At 36.4% G+C, this 15,629-nt stretch carries 16 protein-coding genes; 5 read left to right on the top strand and 11 right to left on the bottom strand.

From position 1 onward, the window contains the following. Positions 1 to 16: 16 nt before the first annotated feature. Both BLR60_RS19700 and BLR60_RS19695 read left to right on the top strand, forming a co-directional pair. On the top strand, positions 17 to 1,996 hold the full coding sequence (locus BLR60_RS19700; protein WP_090502976.1) for a fumarate reductase/succinate dehydrogenase flavoprotein subunit: 1,980 nt from the start codon (positions 17 to 19) through the stop codon (positions 1,994 to 1,996). Between the two features lie 80 nt (positions 1,997 to 2,076). Beyond that, a complete protein-coding gene (locus tag BLR60_RS19695) occupies positions 2,077 to 2,847 on the top strand; it encodes a succinate dehydrogenase/fumarate reductase iron-sulfur subunit (RefSeq protein ID WP_090502974.1) in 771 nt (256 codons plus the stop codon). Positions 2,848 to 3,307: 460 nt separating this feature from the next. Here the strand turns inward: BLR60_RS19695 and BLR60_RS19690 are convergent, their stop codons facing one another. The 6 genes from BLR60_RS19690 to BLR60_RS19660 all read right to left on the bottom strand — a co-directional run bounded on the left by BLR60_RS19690 (position 3,308) and on the right by BLR60_RS19660 (position 8,941). Next, on the bottom strand, positions 3,308 to 3,937 hold the full coding sequence (locus tag BLR60_RS19690) for a TonB-dependent receptor plug domain-containing protein (RefSeq protein WP_090502972.1): 630 nt from the start codon (positions 3,935 to 3,937) through the stop codon (positions 3,308 to 3,310). A gap of 11 nt (positions 3,938 to 3,948) precedes the next feature. Next, a complete protein-coding gene (locus tag BLR60_RS19685; RefSeq protein WP_090502970.1) occupies positions 3,949 to 5,928 on the bottom strand; it encodes a M56 family metallopeptidase in 1,980 nt (659 codons plus the stop codon). Further along, positions 5,925 to 6,302 (bottom strand): BlaI/MecI/CopY family transcriptional regulator, encoded by a 378-nt coding sequence (locus BLR60_RS19680; RefSeq protein WP_090502968.1) that lies wholly within the window; start codon positions 6,300 to 6,302, stop codon positions 5,925 to 5,927. The genes BLR60_RS19685 and BLR60_RS19680 overlap by 4 nt, the downstream gene beginning before the upstream one ends. A 208-nt stretch (positions 6,303 to 6,510) precedes the next feature. Next, positions 6,511 to 7,152, bottom strand: a complete 642-nt coding sequence (locus BLR60_RS19675; protein ID WP_090502966.1) for a response regulator transcription factor — start codon at positions 7,150 to 7,152, stop codon at positions 6,511 to 6,513. A gap of 3 nt (positions 7,153 to 7,155) precedes the next feature. Beyond that, a complete protein-coding gene (locus BLR60_RS19670; protein WP_090502964.1) occupies positions 7,156 to 7,947 on the bottom strand; it encodes a sensor histidine kinase in 792 nt (263 codons plus the stop codon). 616 nt (positions 7,948 to 8,563) lie between these two features. Further along, entirely contained in the window at positions 8,564 to 8,941 is a 378-nt protein-coding gene (locus tag BLR60_RS19660) for a hypothetical protein (RefSeq protein ID WP_090502959.1), read from the bottom strand. Between the two features lie 287 nt (positions 8,942 to 9,228). Between BLR60_RS19660 and BLR60_RS19655 the strand changes: the two genes are divergently transcribed. After that, a complete protein-coding gene (locus BLR60_RS19655) occupies positions 9,229 to 9,459 on the top strand; it encodes a response regulator transcription factor (RefSeq protein ID WP_090502957.1) in 231 nt (76 codons plus the stop codon). Between the two features lie 105 nt (positions 9,460 to 9,564). On the opposite strand, the gene BLR60_RS19650 is transcribed toward BLR60_RS19655, so the two are convergent. The 3 genes from BLR60_RS19650 to BLR60_RS19640 are packed head-to-tail and all read right to left on the bottom strand — an operon-like array spanning position 9,565 to position 11,535. Continuing rightward, positions 9,565 to 10,362 carry an ABC transporter permease gene (locus BLR60_RS19650; RefSeq protein WP_090502955.1) on the bottom strand — a complete coding sequence of 266 codons (798 nt, stop codon included), beginning with the start codon at positions 10,360 to 10,362 and terminating at the stop codon, positions 9,565 to 9,567. Between the two features lies 1 nt (position 10,363). Next, the gene (locus BLR60_RS19645; protein WP_090502952.1) at positions 10,364 to 11,272 is read right to left on the bottom strand and encodes an ABC transporter ATP-binding protein; all 909 of its coding nucleotides are present in this window, start codon (positions 11,270 to 11,272) and stop codon (positions 10,364 to 10,366) included. A 5-nt stretch (positions 11,273 to 11,277) separates the two neighbouring features. Continuing rightward, positions 11,278 to 11,535 (bottom strand): hypothetical protein, encoded by a 258-nt coding sequence (locus BLR60_RS19640; protein WP_090502949.1) that lies wholly within the window; start codon positions 11,533 to 11,535, stop codon positions 11,278 to 11,280. Between the two features lie 252 nt (positions 11,536 to 11,787). Between BLR60_RS19640 and BLR60_RS19635 the strand changes: the two genes are divergently transcribed. Further along, positions 11,788 to 12,822: a sensor histidine kinase gene (locus BLR60_RS19635; protein ID WP_244155707.1), complete on the top strand. Its 1,035-nt coding sequence runs from the start codon at positions 11,788 to 11,790 to the stop codon at positions 12,820 to 12,822. 56 nt (positions 12,823 to 12,878) lie between these two features. Beyond that, positions 12,879 to 13,628: a LytR/AlgR family response regulator transcription factor gene (locus BLR60_RS19630; RefSeq protein ID WP_090502946.1), complete on the top strand. Its 750-nt coding sequence runs from the start codon at positions 12,879 to 12,881 to the stop codon at positions 13,626 to 13,628. 226 nt (positions 13,629 to 13,854) lie between these two features. Here the strand turns inward: BLR60_RS19630 and BLR60_RS19625 are convergent, their stop codons facing one another. Together BLR60_RS19625 and tnpA are read right to left on the bottom strand one after the other, a co-directional pair. Next, positions 13,855 to 14,613, bottom strand: a complete 759-nt coding sequence (locus BLR60_RS19625; protein WP_090502944.1) for a lysophospholipid acyltransferase family protein — start codon at positions 14,611 to 14,613, stop codon at positions 13,855 to 13,857. 35 nt (positions 14,614 to 14,648) lie between these two features. Next, positions 14,649 to 15,110 (bottom strand): IS200/IS605 family transposase, encoded by a 462-nt coding sequence (gene tnpA, locus BLR60_RS19620; RefSeq protein WP_090502942.1) that lies wholly within the window; start codon positions 15,108 to 15,110, stop codon positions 14,649 to 14,651. Between the last annotated feature and the right edge of the window lie 519 nt (positions 15,111 to 15,629).

Genomic DNA, 15,629 nt, shown 5'->3' with positions numbered 1-15,629 from the left:
TTTTAGCACACAAGATATGTCAGATATTAATTCAAATATTCCAGAAGGCGAATTAACCAGTAAATGGACAAAATATAAGTCTTCTGTGCCTTTGGTAAACCCATCGAACAAAAGAACTATTGAGGTAATTATTGTAGGTTCAGGTTTAGCAGGTGCTTCGGCAGCGGCTACTTTGGCTGAGATGGGTTACAAAGTAAAATGTTTCTGTTTTCAGGATTCACCACGTAGAGCACACTCTATCGCTGCTCAGGGTGGTATTAACGCAGCAAAAAACTATCAGAATGATGGTGATAGTGTTTATCGCCTTTTCTACGATACGATTAAAGGTGGCGATTACCGTGCCCGCGAAGCTAATGTGCATCGTTTGGCCGAAGTAAGTGCCAATATTATTGATCAGTGTGTGGCTCAGGGTGTGCCCTTAGCCCGCGAGTATGGTGGTTTGTTAGATAACCGTTCATTCGGTGGCACGCAGGTTCAACGTACTTTTTATGCCGCAGGTCAAACCGGTCAGCAATTATTATTAGGTGCATATTCTGCTTTAGAACGCCAGATTGGTATGGGTAAAGTAGAAATGTATACCCGCCACGAAATGCTTGAGGTTGTTAAAATTGATGGCAAAGCCCGTGGTATTATTGCCCGCAACTTAATTACAGGAGAAATCGAGCGTCATTTTGGTCATGCGGTAGTATTAGGGACGGGTGGCTACGGTAACGTATTCTATCTTTCTACCAATGCGATGGGCAGTAACGTTACTGCAGCCTGGAAAGCGCACAAACAAGGAGCTTATTTTGCAAATCCTTGCTATACGCAGATTCACCCAACCTGTATTCCGGTTTCTGGCGATCATCAATCTAAATTAACCTTAATGTCTGAGTCGTTACGTAACGATGGACGTATTTGGGTGCCTAAAAAGAAAGATGACAATCGTAAAGCTTCAGAAATTCCTGAAGATGAAAGAGATTATTACTTAGAACGCCGTTATCCTGCTTTTGGTAACCTGGTTCCCCGTGATGTAGCTTCACGTGCTGCGAAAGAGCGTTGTGATGCTGGTTATGGGGTAGGGGCTTCAAAATTGGCTGTTTATCTAGACTTTAAAGCCAATACAGAACGTTACGGAAAAATCGAAGCTGCTAAAGCTGGTAATCACAATCCGGATAAAGAAACCTGTATGCGTTTAGGTACTGCAGTGATCAAGGAAAAATATGGTAACCTGTTTGATATGTATGCGCAGATTACTGGTGAGAATCCTTATGAAACGCCGATGCGTATTTATCCAGCGGTTCACTATACCATGGGTGGTTTATGGGTTGATTATAACCTAATGACCTCTGTACCGGGATTATATTGCACAGGTGAAGCTAACTTCTCAGACCATGGTGCGAACCGTTTAGGTGCATCTGCTTTAATGCAAGGTTTGGCTGATGGTTATTTCGTTCTGCCTTACACTATTGGCGCTTATTTATCAAAAGAAATTTCGGTGAAAGCAATTCCTACAGATCACCCTGCCTTCGTAGAAGCTGAAGCCAGAGCAGTAGGTATTTTAAATACCCTCGTTAATATTAAAGGAACAAAGTCAGTAGATCATTTCCATAAACGTTTAGGCCACATTATGTGGGAGAAATGTGGTATGGCCCGTAACGAAAAAGGTTTAAATGAAGCCATTCAGGAAATCAGGGCATTACGTGCTGAATTCTGGAGTGATGTTCGTGTACCAGGAGTTGTTAATGAGCTTAATCCTGAATTGGAAAAAGCAGGCCGCGTAGCTGATTTTATCGAACTGGGCGAGTTGATGTGCATTGATGCCTTAAACCGTAACGAAAGTTGTGGTGGTCACTTCCGCGAAGAGTATCAGACAGAAGAAGGTGAAGCATTACGTGATGATGAGAACTATGCTTACGTTGCCGCTTGGGAATTTAAAGAAGGTGTAAACTTCGAACTTCATAAGGAAGAATTGAAGTTTGAAAATATTAAAGTTGCACAAAGAAGTTATAAATAGATAAGAGACGTGAGATGTGAGACATGAGATGAAAATCTCAATCTCATATCTAATTTCTCAAATCTCAAATCTGAGATACCATGAGTACAGGAAATATGAACTTAACGCTAAAAGTTTGGCGTCAAAAAAATAACAATACCAAAGGTGCTTTGGTAGATTATAAATTGGCCGATATTTCACCGGATATGTCTTTCTTAGAGATGTTCGATGTATTAAACGAACAATTGATTAACAAAGGTGAAGAGCCGGTTGTATTCGACCATGATTGCCGCGAAGGGATTTGCGGAATGTGTTCAATGTATATCAATGGCCGTCCGCACGGACCAAAAGATTTAGTTACTACCTGCCAGTTGCACATGCGCTCTTTCAAAGATGGCGATACCATAGTTGTTGAGCCTTGGAGAGCAGCCGCTTTTCCGGTAGTAAAAGATTTAACGGTAGATCGTTCGGCATTTGACCGGGTTATTGCTGCTGGTGGTTTTATTTCGGTAAACACTGGTAATGCACAGGACGCTAACAATTTGCCAATTCCTAAAATGCAGGCTGATGCAGCTTTCGAAGCGGCTGCCTGTATTGGTTGTGGTGCTTGTGTGGCAACTTGTAAAAATGCTTCGGCAATGTTATTTGTATCTGCTAAAATTTCTCAGTTGGCACTGTTGCCACAAGGCCAGCCTGAGCGTTACCGCAGGGTACAAAGCATGGTTGCGCAGATGGATGCCGAAGGTTTTGGTAATTGTACCAATACTGGTGCCTGTGAGGCCGAATGTCCTAAAGGAATCTCTTTGGAAAATATTGCCCGTATGAACCGAGATTTTGCATCTGCAAAATTTGTTTCAGAAGAAACCGTTTAAAAAATATACTGTGTATTCCGATTTATCGGAATTTTAAGCCTCCACCTAGTGGGGGCTTTTTAGTTTAAATTAAAGTTATTAGTGCAACATTAATTTGTACGTATTATTAAATTGAAAAACTATACTACTCCTGTTATTTAATGACTGGGCGAGAGCTAGTCATTAAATTGGTACTTTGTTAATGGTTATACGCTATTATGAAAACATATGAAACTTTAAATTTTGAAAGCGAAAGCTTGTACAATAAATTGACCTCAAAATAAAAGTTTGCGAAGGTTATAATAATCTTATGTTTGCATATTAAATTTTTGCATTTATTGAAATTTTATTCTGTAATATTTGTATGTATATTAAATATTTTCTAAATTTAGTCTTCCGAGACAGGAGAGAAAACACAAAACCCCGGCAAATTTGCTGGGGTTTTGTGTTTAGAGAAATTAACTTTTTATTGCATTCACAATTAGTTTTTCTGTGAGGCTGCATTTTTAGTCGTAGTCATTATTACTCCGTTTTTGCCTTTATCGCCATATATTTTTTGAGAACTGGCATCTTTTATCACCACAACAGATTTTATGGATTTTTCGTTTATGTTAGGATTGGTAACTTCTTTTCCATCTACCACGTAAAGGGGTTTTGCCTTGGGGTCAAAATCTCTGTTCAATAAATATCTTACTTCTTTATGCGTATTAATATTCGGTATTGAGGGGCGCACGCTAAATCCTGATACTTTTCCTTTTAAATCAGATTTGTTCATTTCTATTGGAGCGGCTTTAGGTGCATAATTATTGCTTAGTGCGCCAGTTTTGGTCTTAACGTCTATTACACCTGCAAAACCATCGGCGCCATATCGGGCCGTTGCCAAACTATCTTTTAAGATGCTTACAGATTCAATGTTATCTGGGTTGACCTCGTTAAGTGACGAAAGACCCCTTAAGTACTGTTTATTACCATCTATTATAATCAAAGCCTCATTGCAATAGGCGGCTACGCCTCTAAGTGTAATTTTGGTTGTTTTAGTACTATCTGCTTTTTGGGCAAACCCGGCTAAACTAAAGCCTATCATCATGCTCAATATAATTACTTTTTTCATATCGAATTTGATTAGAAGTTTCTTTGTCGTTCGAAAAAGTTAGTGTTTTTATCTATCGTAAACTCTTTTGGGTTGAGTGGCCGGAAAGTATTGCTTTTTGTACCTTTGCTGGTCACTAAAATCACTCCACCCTTAGCTTTTGGGCCGTATAGATCTACTGCAGTTTTATCTTTTAATACCTCCATTGATTCAATATCATTTGGATTAACTGTATTTAGCAGACTGTTATCTGATAATTTAACACCATCCAGAATAATTAGCGGGTCAATATTTGTACCATCCGTTAATCTGATTCTGTTGTTAGAAATGCTGCTCGTTTTGGTTTCTTTTGCAGGATCAGTAAGTGTGAAATTAATGTTGATATTATATTTTACCCTTACCGCTAAGCCATCTTTGATACCTGGGTTCCATTTTGGCGATTCTTTTAAAACCCTTACGGCCTCTTCGTCAGTTCCACTTCCTAAACCACGTGTAATTTGAATATCCGATAGCGCCCCGTCTTTCTCCACTATAAAACTAAGGAAAACCTTACCCTGGACATTGTTATCCTGCGCCATTTTTGGATACTTGATATTACTACCTACATAGTTATAAAATTTGTTGATGCCGCCCGGAAACTCCGGTTGTTTCTCAATAGAAACAAAATCATATACTTCGCCTGCATTTTCAGATTTTAAATCGTTTTTTTCTGTATCTTCAGGAAGATAGGATAAGATATTAATTTTGTTTAGCGCTATATATCCATCAGATTTTGGCAGCAGTTTATTCTTAAACTCTTCTGCAGATTCTGGAATGCTAAAGCTTACTGTCAAGGCGTATTCCCCATCAGCAACAGTTTTAAAACCTTTGTATAATAAAATTACTCTCATCAACTCTTCATCGCAGCCAGCACCTAGTTTTACATTTGATGAAATACGTGTAATCAGGCCTCCCTTTATGTTAAACTTTACTTGAGCATTACCTTGAATTTGATTGCTGTTTGCCGCTTTTGGATATCTGATGTTCTTTGTTAAAAATTGATAAAACCCTTTCCAGCTTGGATCTGTTTTGCCATCAACAAAAGTTTCGGGTGCCATAACAGTCTTCCCGGACGGACTAACTATATTTTCAACCATCTCTATTGGCTTATTCATTGGGATCTGATCAGTAATGGATAGCAATTTTTCGTTTTTACGTACAGTAGCTGATGCAAGTACAATGAGAAGTGCAAATAACGGAATAAAGATACCATACTTCAAAACAGCGATCTTTTTAGATCGCTCTTTATGAAGCATGAAGATTCTTTTTTTGATCAACGATTTTTCTAAAAATCCATTTGTTAAGGTATTTGGTGAAATACCAAAAGACTTACTGAGTAGCAACATGGCATATTGAGCTTTATCACCTTGAAACTCGGCAGCAAGTTCATCTGCCAGATACTCGTGAATATTTTTAATGGCTTTCTTATAAAGATAAATTACTGGATTTAACCAGGTAATAATTCCTATAATTTCGAAAAATAAAATATCCAGGGTATGCCATTGTTTGATGTGTGCTTCTTCATGAATATCAATCACATCCATTTGCGGTAATTCATGATCAATTACTTTTTTTCCAAAAAAAGAAAAAGCGGAGCCTGCCTTTCTTACACTTATGAGTTTTTTAACGGCTATTAAGTTAAATATGAACCTGACTAAAAAAAATGCAATTCCTGTGCAGTAGATATACACAAGGGCATTTCCCCAGTTAAAGCCATCATTACGTTCCGTTACAATGGTTGCTTTTGCCAATACGGCTTCCCAATTAACTGATGTATAAACCTGTTGCGCCGCCTTCTGTTCTGTTAACCACTCTAAACGGATAAATGGTGTGCATAAAGACAAAAGACCTGCAGCTACTAAATAAATACGGTTTAAAGTGAAGTACGTTTCCTTATCTAACAGTAATTTGTAAAAGCCGAAAAAAACAATTAAGTATAAGTTTACCTGTAATAGGTAGTGGGCAAAACTCATTTTGGCTTATGTTTAATCTGATTAATCATTTTTAAAATCTCATCAACATCACTTAAATCCAGTTTTTCTTCTTTAACAAAGAAAGAGAACATACTTTCTACAGAGTTTTCGAAGTAATTGCCTAACAGTTTTTCTGTAGCATGGCGTTTATATTCTTCTCTGCTGATTAAGGGATGGTACTGATGAGCCTTTCCGAAAGCCTCGTGACCGATAAAACCTTTGGTTTCTAAAATTCTAATGATTGTTGATACGGTATTGTATGCAGGCTTGGGGAGCGGTAGCTCGTGAATAACCTCTTTAACAAATGCTTTTTCCAATTGCCATAGAACCTGCATAATCTGCTCTTCCGCTTTAGTTAAATCTTTAATTTCCATAATAGTTAATAATAATAAGGATAATGGCAAATTAATTGCCTTAACTAAAGTTAAAACTAATTGGTTAGTTGCCCAAATTTTATCTAATAATTATTTGAAAATAGATAAGATAGTGCTTTTGTGCTATTTTAGGCGTTTTCTTTGAAAAGAGATAATGAAATTTTACTATATATCCTTCTGTAAATCAGTATTTTGATTGATCTCTGCATTAGATATTGATTAGGTTATTTTTGATGCCATACACCACTAACCCAGTACGCGATTTAATGTTTAGCTTGGCAAAAAGAGATTCCCTATAGTTGTCAACCGTTCTGGGGCTCACATTCATCAGATCGGCAATTTCTTTATAGGTAAGTTCTGTGCTGCAATATTGTAAAAAAGTAAGTTCTCTGGCAGAAAATGTTGGTTTAACATCTCCATCTTTTAAAGCCACTAAAAGTCTGCCTGATACGAGTTCATTTACATAAAATCCTTTGTCTACAATCACCTTAATAGCAGTTAATAAGTCAGAAGGTGTAGATTCTTTGAGCATATAACCTCCGGCACCTGCTTTAAGCATCCCAATTATTGCTTTTTCATCCTCTAGCATGCTAAGCGCAAGTACATGTACGTTTGGATAGTTGGCTTTAACCCATTTAGTAGTGGTAAAACCATCCATCACGGGCATGTTAATATCCATTAAAATAAGCTGAACTCCAGTATGCTGATTAATTTTAGTTTGAAGATCAGTGCCGTTCATGGCTTCGAACATCACTTCTATTTCATCAAATTCTTCTAATAAACTTGCTAATCCAGAGCGGAAAAGGGTATGATCATCAACAATGGCAATAGAAATACTTGGTCGTTGCATAATTTAGGGGTAGGGGATTTCAATTGAAATAGACGTACCTTCGCCAGGAGCCGAATTTAGGACTAATTTTCCATTGATCATCTCAATTCTTTTGTAAATAGAATTTAATCCCATCCCAGATTTTTTCATCTTCATTTCATTTGGGTCAAACCCTATACCATTATCCGCTACCTTTAAATGTAATTTATTTTTCTCAAGATACGTATCAATATGTATCTGTTTTGCCTGCGCATGTTTAATAATGTTGTTGATGATTTCCTGCAATAAACGAAGAATGATCAAATCTTTATCAGGGGAAGTGATCTGCAGATCTACCAAATGATTATTCACTTTTAGTTCATATGTTCCTGCCTTGTTAAGCCAGTTAATTTCCTGGTCTATGGCATGGCCAATGCCGCTCTCTACCAGTTGTTCACCATGTAATAGCTTGGCTAGCTCCCTTAATTCTTTAATGGATTTGTTAACAAGTGCCAGTGAATTGTCGATTTTCTTTCTGGCCTTCTCTTCATCGTTTACATTTACGGAGTTTAGCGTTAAGGTGGTAAGACTGAGCAACTGGCCAACATTGTCATGTAATTCGGTCGCGATGCTCTGCATGGTCTGGTCCTGTACCTCCACACGAGTTTGAAGCATCTCAGACTCAAATTTCTGCTGCATATTCTGCTTTTCCAGAAAATGATTCTTTTTATGCCGGTTGTACGATCTGATGTATAAAATCAAAAATACGGGTACGAGTAGAAATATTAGTGTAGCAATGGCTACTAAGAGTGCAATTTTCGTTGTTTCATTCTGCATATAAAGGAATATAACCAACAGCTATATAAAATCAGGTTTAATATGATATAAATGCAATACCTCAGGGTAGCAAAGCCTATAAGTTTAACGGTAAATAATCCATCAAAAAGATTTGACATGGTACTTCCGAAGTAATAAAACAAAACGCCTGTAACCCACCAAAATTCAGGATGTGTGCGAATCTCAATAAAGCTTTCATCTTTTAAGAGCAAGTAATAATAGTAAAGGCAAAAAAGTGTGAAAATCACCGACATTACAGTAATTGTAACCGTATTTAAATGTGAAAAAGATTGAGTAACTAAAAAGAAAATATAGGTGAGTATTATAGTGCCCAAGCTTATCAGAAATATAGGCTTGGCACTAACATATTTTTTTATGCAATGGTATAGACCATATAATATTGCGCTGATTTCAAAAATAATATAAATGTTAAATAGCCATAAATTGTGTATTCCTCTTATGGCTAAATAGGCTGCAGCCTCCTCTGTAACGAGCGCAATAGCTAAATAACAAGTGATTACTTTTCCAAAAGCATTTTTATCTTTCCATATTATAGCGAGTGCGACTATAAAGCAAATAACCTCTGCTATAAATATGGGCGATAAATACCTCATTGTCATAAGGTCGTACCATTGCACTGGTCAGGGCAGCCCTGTCCGCGGTTTCCAATATTGTCCAAATCATCTTCGTGGTCCTCTCCTCCATTGCCATTACCCACTTTTGATGTAGTTGGTACCAACAATAAAGTATTTTTACCTTCGTATGATTCAGGAACACCATCGATCGCTCCTTCTAAATATTGTGCAAAATAAATTCTTAATCCATCATATTTGCCTTCGCTCATTGATTTTGCGATGTCCAAAATCTGTTCAGCAGGAAACCATACTGCCTTTGTGTAAGATTCTGAAGGGGTCATACCATCTTTGGCATAGGCAATAACCATAGCCTTTGCAACCTTCGGGTCGATAGGTTCCATATTTAATTTTTCGCTCATAAAATTTAAAGGGTTTGTTTGTAAAGGCCTAAAAATCGATAATAATTAATGATCTATCAAGAAGTATTTGCAAATAAATACCGTAAAAACACCCTTTAATTTAGGGCGATTTACACTCGCATTATATTGGGTTTGTCCACTAATTTTGGTATACAATAGCGAGGAATAGTTTGTTATTGTAAATAATGAAGGCTGTCTACCCTATAAAACAAACATTTTAAACTGATATCAAAATAAGTCTGTTTTGATAAAGGCTGATTATTAGAAACTAATTAATTCTCTCAAAAATGATGAATAATATCCTATTGCAGGAAAATCATGGGGCGATTAGTGAAAGGGAAGTCGAAATTGTACATCTGTTATCAAGGGGGTACAATAGCAAAGAAATTGGTTCAATGCTTTTTATCAGCGAGCACACGGTTAATACGCACCGAAGAAATATGGTGAGAAAATTAGATCTTAAAAACTCTTATCAATTAATTGTCTGGGCTTTCAAAGAAAAAATATTATCTCTATAAGCGTAAAAAATACATATAACCTCTCAGTCTAAACAAGAAAGCCTGCTATTTGATCCTAAAGTCAAATCAGCAGGCTTTTATTTGTGGGTATGTTTACTATGGCACTTACTTTATGCTCTTTTTGGTTACAATAAAATAGCCGATGATGAAAAGAACTGAAGCATAGATTAAACTTGTCCATATTTCTTGTGTAAAAATAGAGAAAGCTAAGGGATCCATGCCTTTTTTTACTTTAGATATTCTTGAAGCAAGCGTTGGCAAAGAATAGGGAATCAGGTAAGCGTACTTCCAGCCTACATTGGCAGCAATAATGCCCATAATGGTGCCTACAAAGCCAATCCCCATTGGTTTAAGGAAATCGCTCCATAACAAACTCAATATAAATTGTAGCGATAAAATGCCCAAAGAAGCTAAAAATAATTTAGCGTAAGCGTTAATCAGGATATCTAATGGGTTATATTGATTAAAATTAAACGTAGGAACCAGTACCTGTAGTAAATTTCCAAATGCATAAGTAAGTGCAGCAAATAAAAACAAGCAAATGAATATTAACAATATAGCGTATAGGTATTTTGCTGCATAAATTGAAAATTTATTGAGTGGTTGGGCAAATAACATTTTCCATGTATCGTTCTTATGTTCGATATTATTGACCGAAAAAGCCATAAAAATAACGTAGAAAGGCATGATTAAGAATCCCATTACGCCTAGTGCTGCGCCGCTATATTGTGCCCATAAGAGCATTGGAGGGTAGTGGTTAGCAATGATTTTTTCAGCATTGTTATAAAAACCAGCGCTGATTAATCCACAAATAATAAGGGGTAATAATATGGCAGCCCAAAAGGCTAAGGTTTTTCTGGATTTGTAATATTCTGATACTAAGGAAATATAAAGAGCGTGCATGTTAATTGGTGTTAGTGATATCCAGGAATAAATTTTCGAGATCTTTTCGTTGCTGATATAGACTGCTCACCGTAAAACCGTTCTGGATTAATAATGTATTTAGTTCTCCGCTTTTTTGTGAAGACACAAATAGTACACTAATTACCTTCTCCGTTTTTGTGGTAACTTCATATCCCTGCTTTATTAATAGGGTGCTTGCGCTTTCGATATTGTCGACTTCGATTTCAAGCATGGGTTTGCTCAATAAATGAAGTTCGTTAATTGTACCCTGAAATAATAACTGGCCTTTATTTATAATGCCAACATGAGTTGCTGTTCTTTCTATTTCTGCTAATAGATGGCTTGAAACCAGTATTGTTTTTTGGTGTTTTGTGGCTAGATCGATCATGAGGTTACGAACCTCAATAATCCCATTTGGGTCCAATCCATTGGTAGGTTCATCAAGTAAGAGTAATTCTGGATCTGAAATTAGTGCCTGCGCAATGCCCAGCCGTTGTTTCATGCCTAGCGAATATTTGTTAGCTTTTTTATTTGCTGCTTCTGCTAACCCTACCAGCGACAGCATTTCATCGGCCTTTGCTTTTTTAATACCCAGTAGGATACAACGGTTAACCAGGTTTTCTTTTCCGGTTAAATGACCATAAATGGCCGGTTGTTCTACTAATGCACCTATACGTTTAAGAATCGCTATACGGTTGCTGTTTATTTCTTTACCAAATATAAATACCTGATCGGACGGTGACTTCAATAGGTTTAGTAGGATTTTTATGGTGGTTGTTTTACCAGCGCCATTTGGGCCTAAAAACCCGTATATGCTTCCATTCGGTACTTGTAAAGATAAATCTTTTACTATTGTCTGGTTGCCGAAGTTAAAGTTTAGACCTACGGTTTCGATAGCGTAATTACCCATTACACCTATTTGAAAATAGCAGTTGCCTGTTTCACCATAGAACCAGTTGTTTTTGTAGGTTTTACAACTATTTCTGCATCATTCTGATTGGTGTTAACGGTAAGTGTTAAAATAATCATCATAAATACTGGTACTAATAAAAGTAAAAATGGCGATGTGTTTGCTAACTTTTTCATGATCGATAGTTTTATTTGAGAGATTGTGAAAAGACCATCAGTAATTACTGTTTGATTTTTTAAGTTGATTGCTGATGATGTTTTCATTTTGTTTTCGTTTTGATGATTCAAAGAAACTCAAGAAAAATAACCTGCTAAAATCTATTATACCAAGTGTTCAAGATTCTAGATCAACAGAACATTTTTGGCGTTTGTCGATAAAATTTGCCTTTTGGACCGTTCGTAGAAAAAAAATGCCCGTTGGTAGATTGTGTAAGTAAATCGATAAAACTTTATTTATTTTGTGAGCATGATAGGATATGATTCTATATATTCTTCATAACCATTAATATATTTCTAATGAAACAAAGTAAGGGTCCTTTAATATTGCACGCTATTTTCTGGGCAATTATCGTTATGCTAATTGTTGGGGTAAATATTTTTGATACTTCAATACATACCGCCAAGGACTATTTTATCAGCTATATCGCATACGGAATAATAAATATTTCTATTTTCTATATTAATTACATTTTCTTAATCCCCGAACTAATCAAAAAAAGGAAGAAGTATTTTATCTATGTACTGGCATTCCTATCGTTGATTGCAGTTTCTGTTGTGGCTAAAACAGCAATTGCGGTTTTGTATCCGGATGATGTATTGACCAACGTTAGTGCTAAAGGTAAACGAATGGAGATACCGGTACATAGTTTTGTGATTATGGTTACTTTTCTATCCGGCTTTTTCTTAATTTGTAGCTGTATTATCAAATTTACTATTGATTGGTTTGCAAGTGAGCGGATACAACGGAACCTGGAAAGTGAGCGCCGTGAGATGGAACTTCAGTTTTTGAAGTCGCAGCTAAATCCACATTTTCTTTTCAACTCGCTTAATAATATCTATTCACTGGCTTATCAAAAATCAGATAAAACAGCTGATGCGATTATGAAGCTTTCTGAGATTATGCGGTACATGATTTATGAAAGCAATACGCCCACAGTTGCCTTAAGCAAGGAAGTAGATTATTTAACCAGTTATATCGAACTGCAAAAAATACGGTTTAAAGATGGTGCCTATATCGAACTCACTTTAAACGGCGAGATTGATAATCAGAAAATTGTTCCTTTGATGCTAATTTCTTTTGTAGAAAATGCATTTAAACATGGCGTAGTAACCGATCCGGCAGAACCCGTAAAGATCAATATCATTGCCAACCAGAAGATTTTGCATTTTAGTGTAGTGAATAAAAAGAACCAACAGAATAAAGATGCCCAGGGTGGGGTTGGTTTAACCAATGTAGAACGGCGGTTACAATTAGTTTATCCTGATAGATATAAATTAAATGTTGTAAATTCGGCTACTCATTATACCTGTGAACTGATGATTGACATATAATCCGCGATAGCCAAACATAAACCGGATAAAATCATTAATTAAAATAATAACCTAAAATGAACCTAAACTGTATTGTTGTTGATGATGAGCCTTTAGCGCTTGATATTTTACAGGATTATATTTCTAAGGTACCTTTTTTAACTATGGTTAAAAGGTGCGAAAACCCTATTGAAGCTTTGCAGATTGTTCAGGGTGGTGGAATTGATTTGGTGTTTTTGGATATTCAGATGCCCGAATTAACCGGAATCCAGTTTTTAAAAATCGCCGGCAATAAATGCCACTATATATTAACTACCGCTTACCCACAGTATGCTTTGGAAAGTTACGACCTCAATGTTTCTGATTATTTGTTAAAACCTATTGCATTTGATCGTTTTTATAAAGCGGTAGAAAAAGTACATAATCAGGTAAAACCGGTTGAAGTTCCTGCCAGTGTAGCACAACCCATTGTTACACCTGCACCATTTTCGGGCTCACCAAACCCGGTTCAGGATTATATTTTCGTGAAAACGGAACATAAAATTCAAAAAATCTACCTGCACGATATTTTATTTATTGAAGGCTTAAAGGATTACATTTCAATTTTTACCAAGGATGAGCGTGTAATTACCCTGCAGAGCATGAAAAAGATGGAAGAAGCTTTGCCTCAAAGTCAGTTTATCCGCGTGCATAAATCTTATATTGTAGCGGTTGATAAGATTGAAAGTATTGAGCGTAGCCGCATCACCATTAACCAGAAAATTATTCCTGTAGGCGATACTTACCGCGATGAATTTTTTAGGGTGATTGGAAATAAGAATATTTAGAGCGATTGGCGTTAGCGCTTAACCGGTTTAACCATTTTGTTGCCACAGATTCACAGAAATACCGAGCACCTAACCAAAAAATCGTCATTTCGAGCGGAGTGCAACGCAGTCGAGAAATCTGTTTAGGTAGATATTTCCATTTCGCTGCACTACAGAGATGACGATCATTCTATGGAAACCTGTCTATGCTGTCGGAATCGAAGAATCCTTAATGAGATTAATAAAATTATAACGTAGCTGGCTGTGCCATCGGCTGGCCCAGAACTTTCCTGATTTCGTTTTCGACTTCCAAAGTAATATCGTTTGCTGATTTTACGCCCGGTTCTATCGGCTTTAAAACGGTCCATTTTAAAGCATGACCTGTGGTTAAAGGGAACATGCCAAAGCGGACAATTTTCCATGAGTTTTCTATGGCCACCGGAACGATTAAAGCATTAGGCACTACTTTTAATAGGGTAGCAATACCGCCAAATTGGAATGTTTTCAATTGTCCGTCTTTTGCCCGGGTTCCTTCCGGGAAAATAACGGTGCTCCAATTATGTTCTTTCATTCTGCGGCCAAGTTTGATAATTTCAGAAATGGCCTGCTTGTTATCTTTCCGGTTGATGTTTGCTCCACCACCCAAACGCAGGTTAATAGATATTGATGGAATGCCTTTGGTCAGCTCGATTTTAGAAATAAATTTTGCGCTGTATTTTCTTAGGAACCAAATTAACGAGGGAATATCGTACATGCTTTGGTGGTTTGCTGCAAAAATAATAGGCCTGTCTGTCGGCAGTTCGTATTCGTTTTTAAAACGAATTGAATTAAAAAGGAAAATCTGGCAATAGGTAAGAAAAAAATTAAGGAGATCTACTGAAACCTTATGTGCCTTATAGCCAAAAAGCTTAAAACAAAGCCATTGTATCGGGTGGAAGATGCAAAGGGTTAATCCAAATAAAAAATAAAATATAGGACTTAAAATATATCCGAAAAGCTTGCTCATCTGGTTGATTAATACGTGGCAAAGATAATAATAAATTATTCTGGTTCTTTGAAGATGTATTTTTCTTCATATTCGATCTCAAACATTTTTAAGAAGTTGCTGTATTCCTCTAAAAAGGTCTTCTTTTTATGGTGTTGTTCCTGGTTTTGGATATATTGAATAACCTGTTGGATATGGCTTTTTGAATAGGAAAATGCACCATAGCCTTCTTGCCAGGCAAATTTTCCTGAGCAGAATCCCTGGCCGTTTATCCACTTAGAACTTTCAGTTTTTACATTTTGGATCAAGCTAGAAATAGATTGGTGCGGACGCATGCCGATAAAAATGTGTATATGATCGGGCATACAATTAATCTGGATCATTTTATGGTTATTCGCCTGAAATATTCCGGTAATATACTTCAGGAGCCTTTCTTTCCAATCTGCTTTGATTAATGCAGCCCTGAATTTAACTGCAAACACAAATTGAATATGCAATTGGGTGTATGTATTTGGCATGGTATTATAAATTAAATCAATATCAATTTTCTTCTGGAACTAAAATTCCTAGCTAGAATTTGTTCTTATGAACTTTAAATTTTAGGATGATTTAATTTTTTTTGGGATTACGTCAGCGATTTAAACAAGGCCTTTAAAAATGTGATGTACGGTAATCTTTGATTAAATTAAAAATTATTTTCTGATTTTATTAAATCCAAAGCCTTTTTATTTACACGAAACGTTCCTACGGAACGAAAATCCTGATTGTATTATTTTTTCTACCAAGGATTTGTTCCTACGGAACAGCATAAGAAATTGCTGAGGTGTATCCGCAATCCTGTTATGTCTTCGAACTTTAAAAAATTAGGTCTGTTAAAAGGTATTGAAATGCTTTTTTTAATTTTGAATTAAATTATAAATTTTCTGCTTTTACCAAATCCTAGGCCTTTGTTAACACAAAATGTTCCTGCGGAACAAAATGCTAACCGTATTATTTTTGTACAAAGAATTTTTCCTCCGGATCGGTATAAGAAATTG

Origin of the sequence: Pedobacter terrae, from assembly GCF_900100705.1 — a bacterium.
GTDB classification, from domain to species: domain Bacteria; phylum Bacteroidota; class Bacteroidia; order Sphingobacteriales; family Sphingobacteriaceae; genus Pedobacter; species Pedobacter terrae.
Note: the sequence above shows the minus strand (reverse complement) of the source record. Positions and strands in the feature narration are given on the sequence as shown.

Bases quoted from the DNA above. Each gene is read 5' to 3' on its own strand.
- BLR60_RS19645 (WP_090502952.1), bottom strand. From the start codon at position 11,272: ATGGGTAATTACGCTATCGAAACCGTAGGTCTAAACTTTAACTTCGGC.
- BLR60_RS19655 (WP_090502957.1), top strand. From the start codon at position 9,229: ATGATGAATAATATCCTATTGCAGGAAAATCATGGGGCGATTAGTGAA.
- BLR60_RS19675 (WP_090502966.1), bottom strand. From the start codon at position 7,152: ATGCAACGACCAAGTATTTCTATTGCCATTGTTGATGATCATACCCTT.
- BLR60_RS19690 (WP_090502972.1), bottom strand. From the start codon at position 3,937: ATGAAAAAAGTAATTATATTGAGCATGATGATAGGCTTTAGTTTAGCC.
- BLR60_RS19635 (WP_244155707.1), top strand. From the start codon at position 11,788: ATGAAACAAAGTAAGGGTCCTTTAATATTGCACGCTATTTTCTGGGCA.
- BLR60_RS19630 (WP_090502946.1), top strand. From the start codon at position 12,879: ATGAACCTAAACTGTATTGTTGTTGATGATGAGCCTTTAGCGCTTGAT.
- BLR60_RS19670 (WP_090502964.1), bottom strand. From the start codon at position 7,947: ATGCAGAATGAAACAACGAAAATTGCACTCTTAGTAGCCATTGCTACA.
- BLR60_RS19660 (WP_090502959.1), bottom strand. From the start codon at position 8,941: ATGAGCGAAAAATTAAATATGGAACCTATCGACCCGAAGGTTGCAAAG.
- BLR60_RS19650 (WP_090502955.1), bottom strand. From the start codon at position 10,362: ATGCACGCTCTTTATATTTCCTTAGTATCAGAATATTACAAATCCAGA.
- tnpA (WP_090502942.1), bottom strand. From the start codon at position 15,110: ATGCCAAATACATACACCCAATTGCATATTCAATTTGTGTTTGCAGTT.
- BLR60_RS19700 (WP_090502976.1), top strand. From the start codon at position 17: ATGTCAGATATTAATTCAAATATTCCAGAAGGCGAATTAACCAGTAAA.
- BLR60_RS19640 (WP_090502949.1), bottom strand. From the start codon at position 11,535: ATGAAAACATCATCAGCAATCAACTTAAAAAATCAAACAGTAATTACT.
- BLR60_RS19685 (WP_090502970.1), bottom strand. From the start codon at position 5,928: ATGAGTTTTGCCCACTACCTATTACAGGTAAACTTATACTTAATTGTT.
- BLR60_RS19695 (WP_090502974.1), top strand. From the start codon at position 2,077: ATGAGTACAGGAAATATGAACTTAACGCTAAAAGTTTGGCGTCAAAAA.
- BLR60_RS19625 (WP_090502944.1), bottom strand. From the start codon at position 14,613: ATGAGCAAGCTTTTCGGATATATTTTAAGTCCTATATTTTATTTTTTA.
- BLR60_RS19680 (WP_090502968.1), bottom strand. From the start codon at position 6,302: ATGGAAATTAAAGATTTAACTAAAGCGGAAGAGCAGATTATGCAGGTT.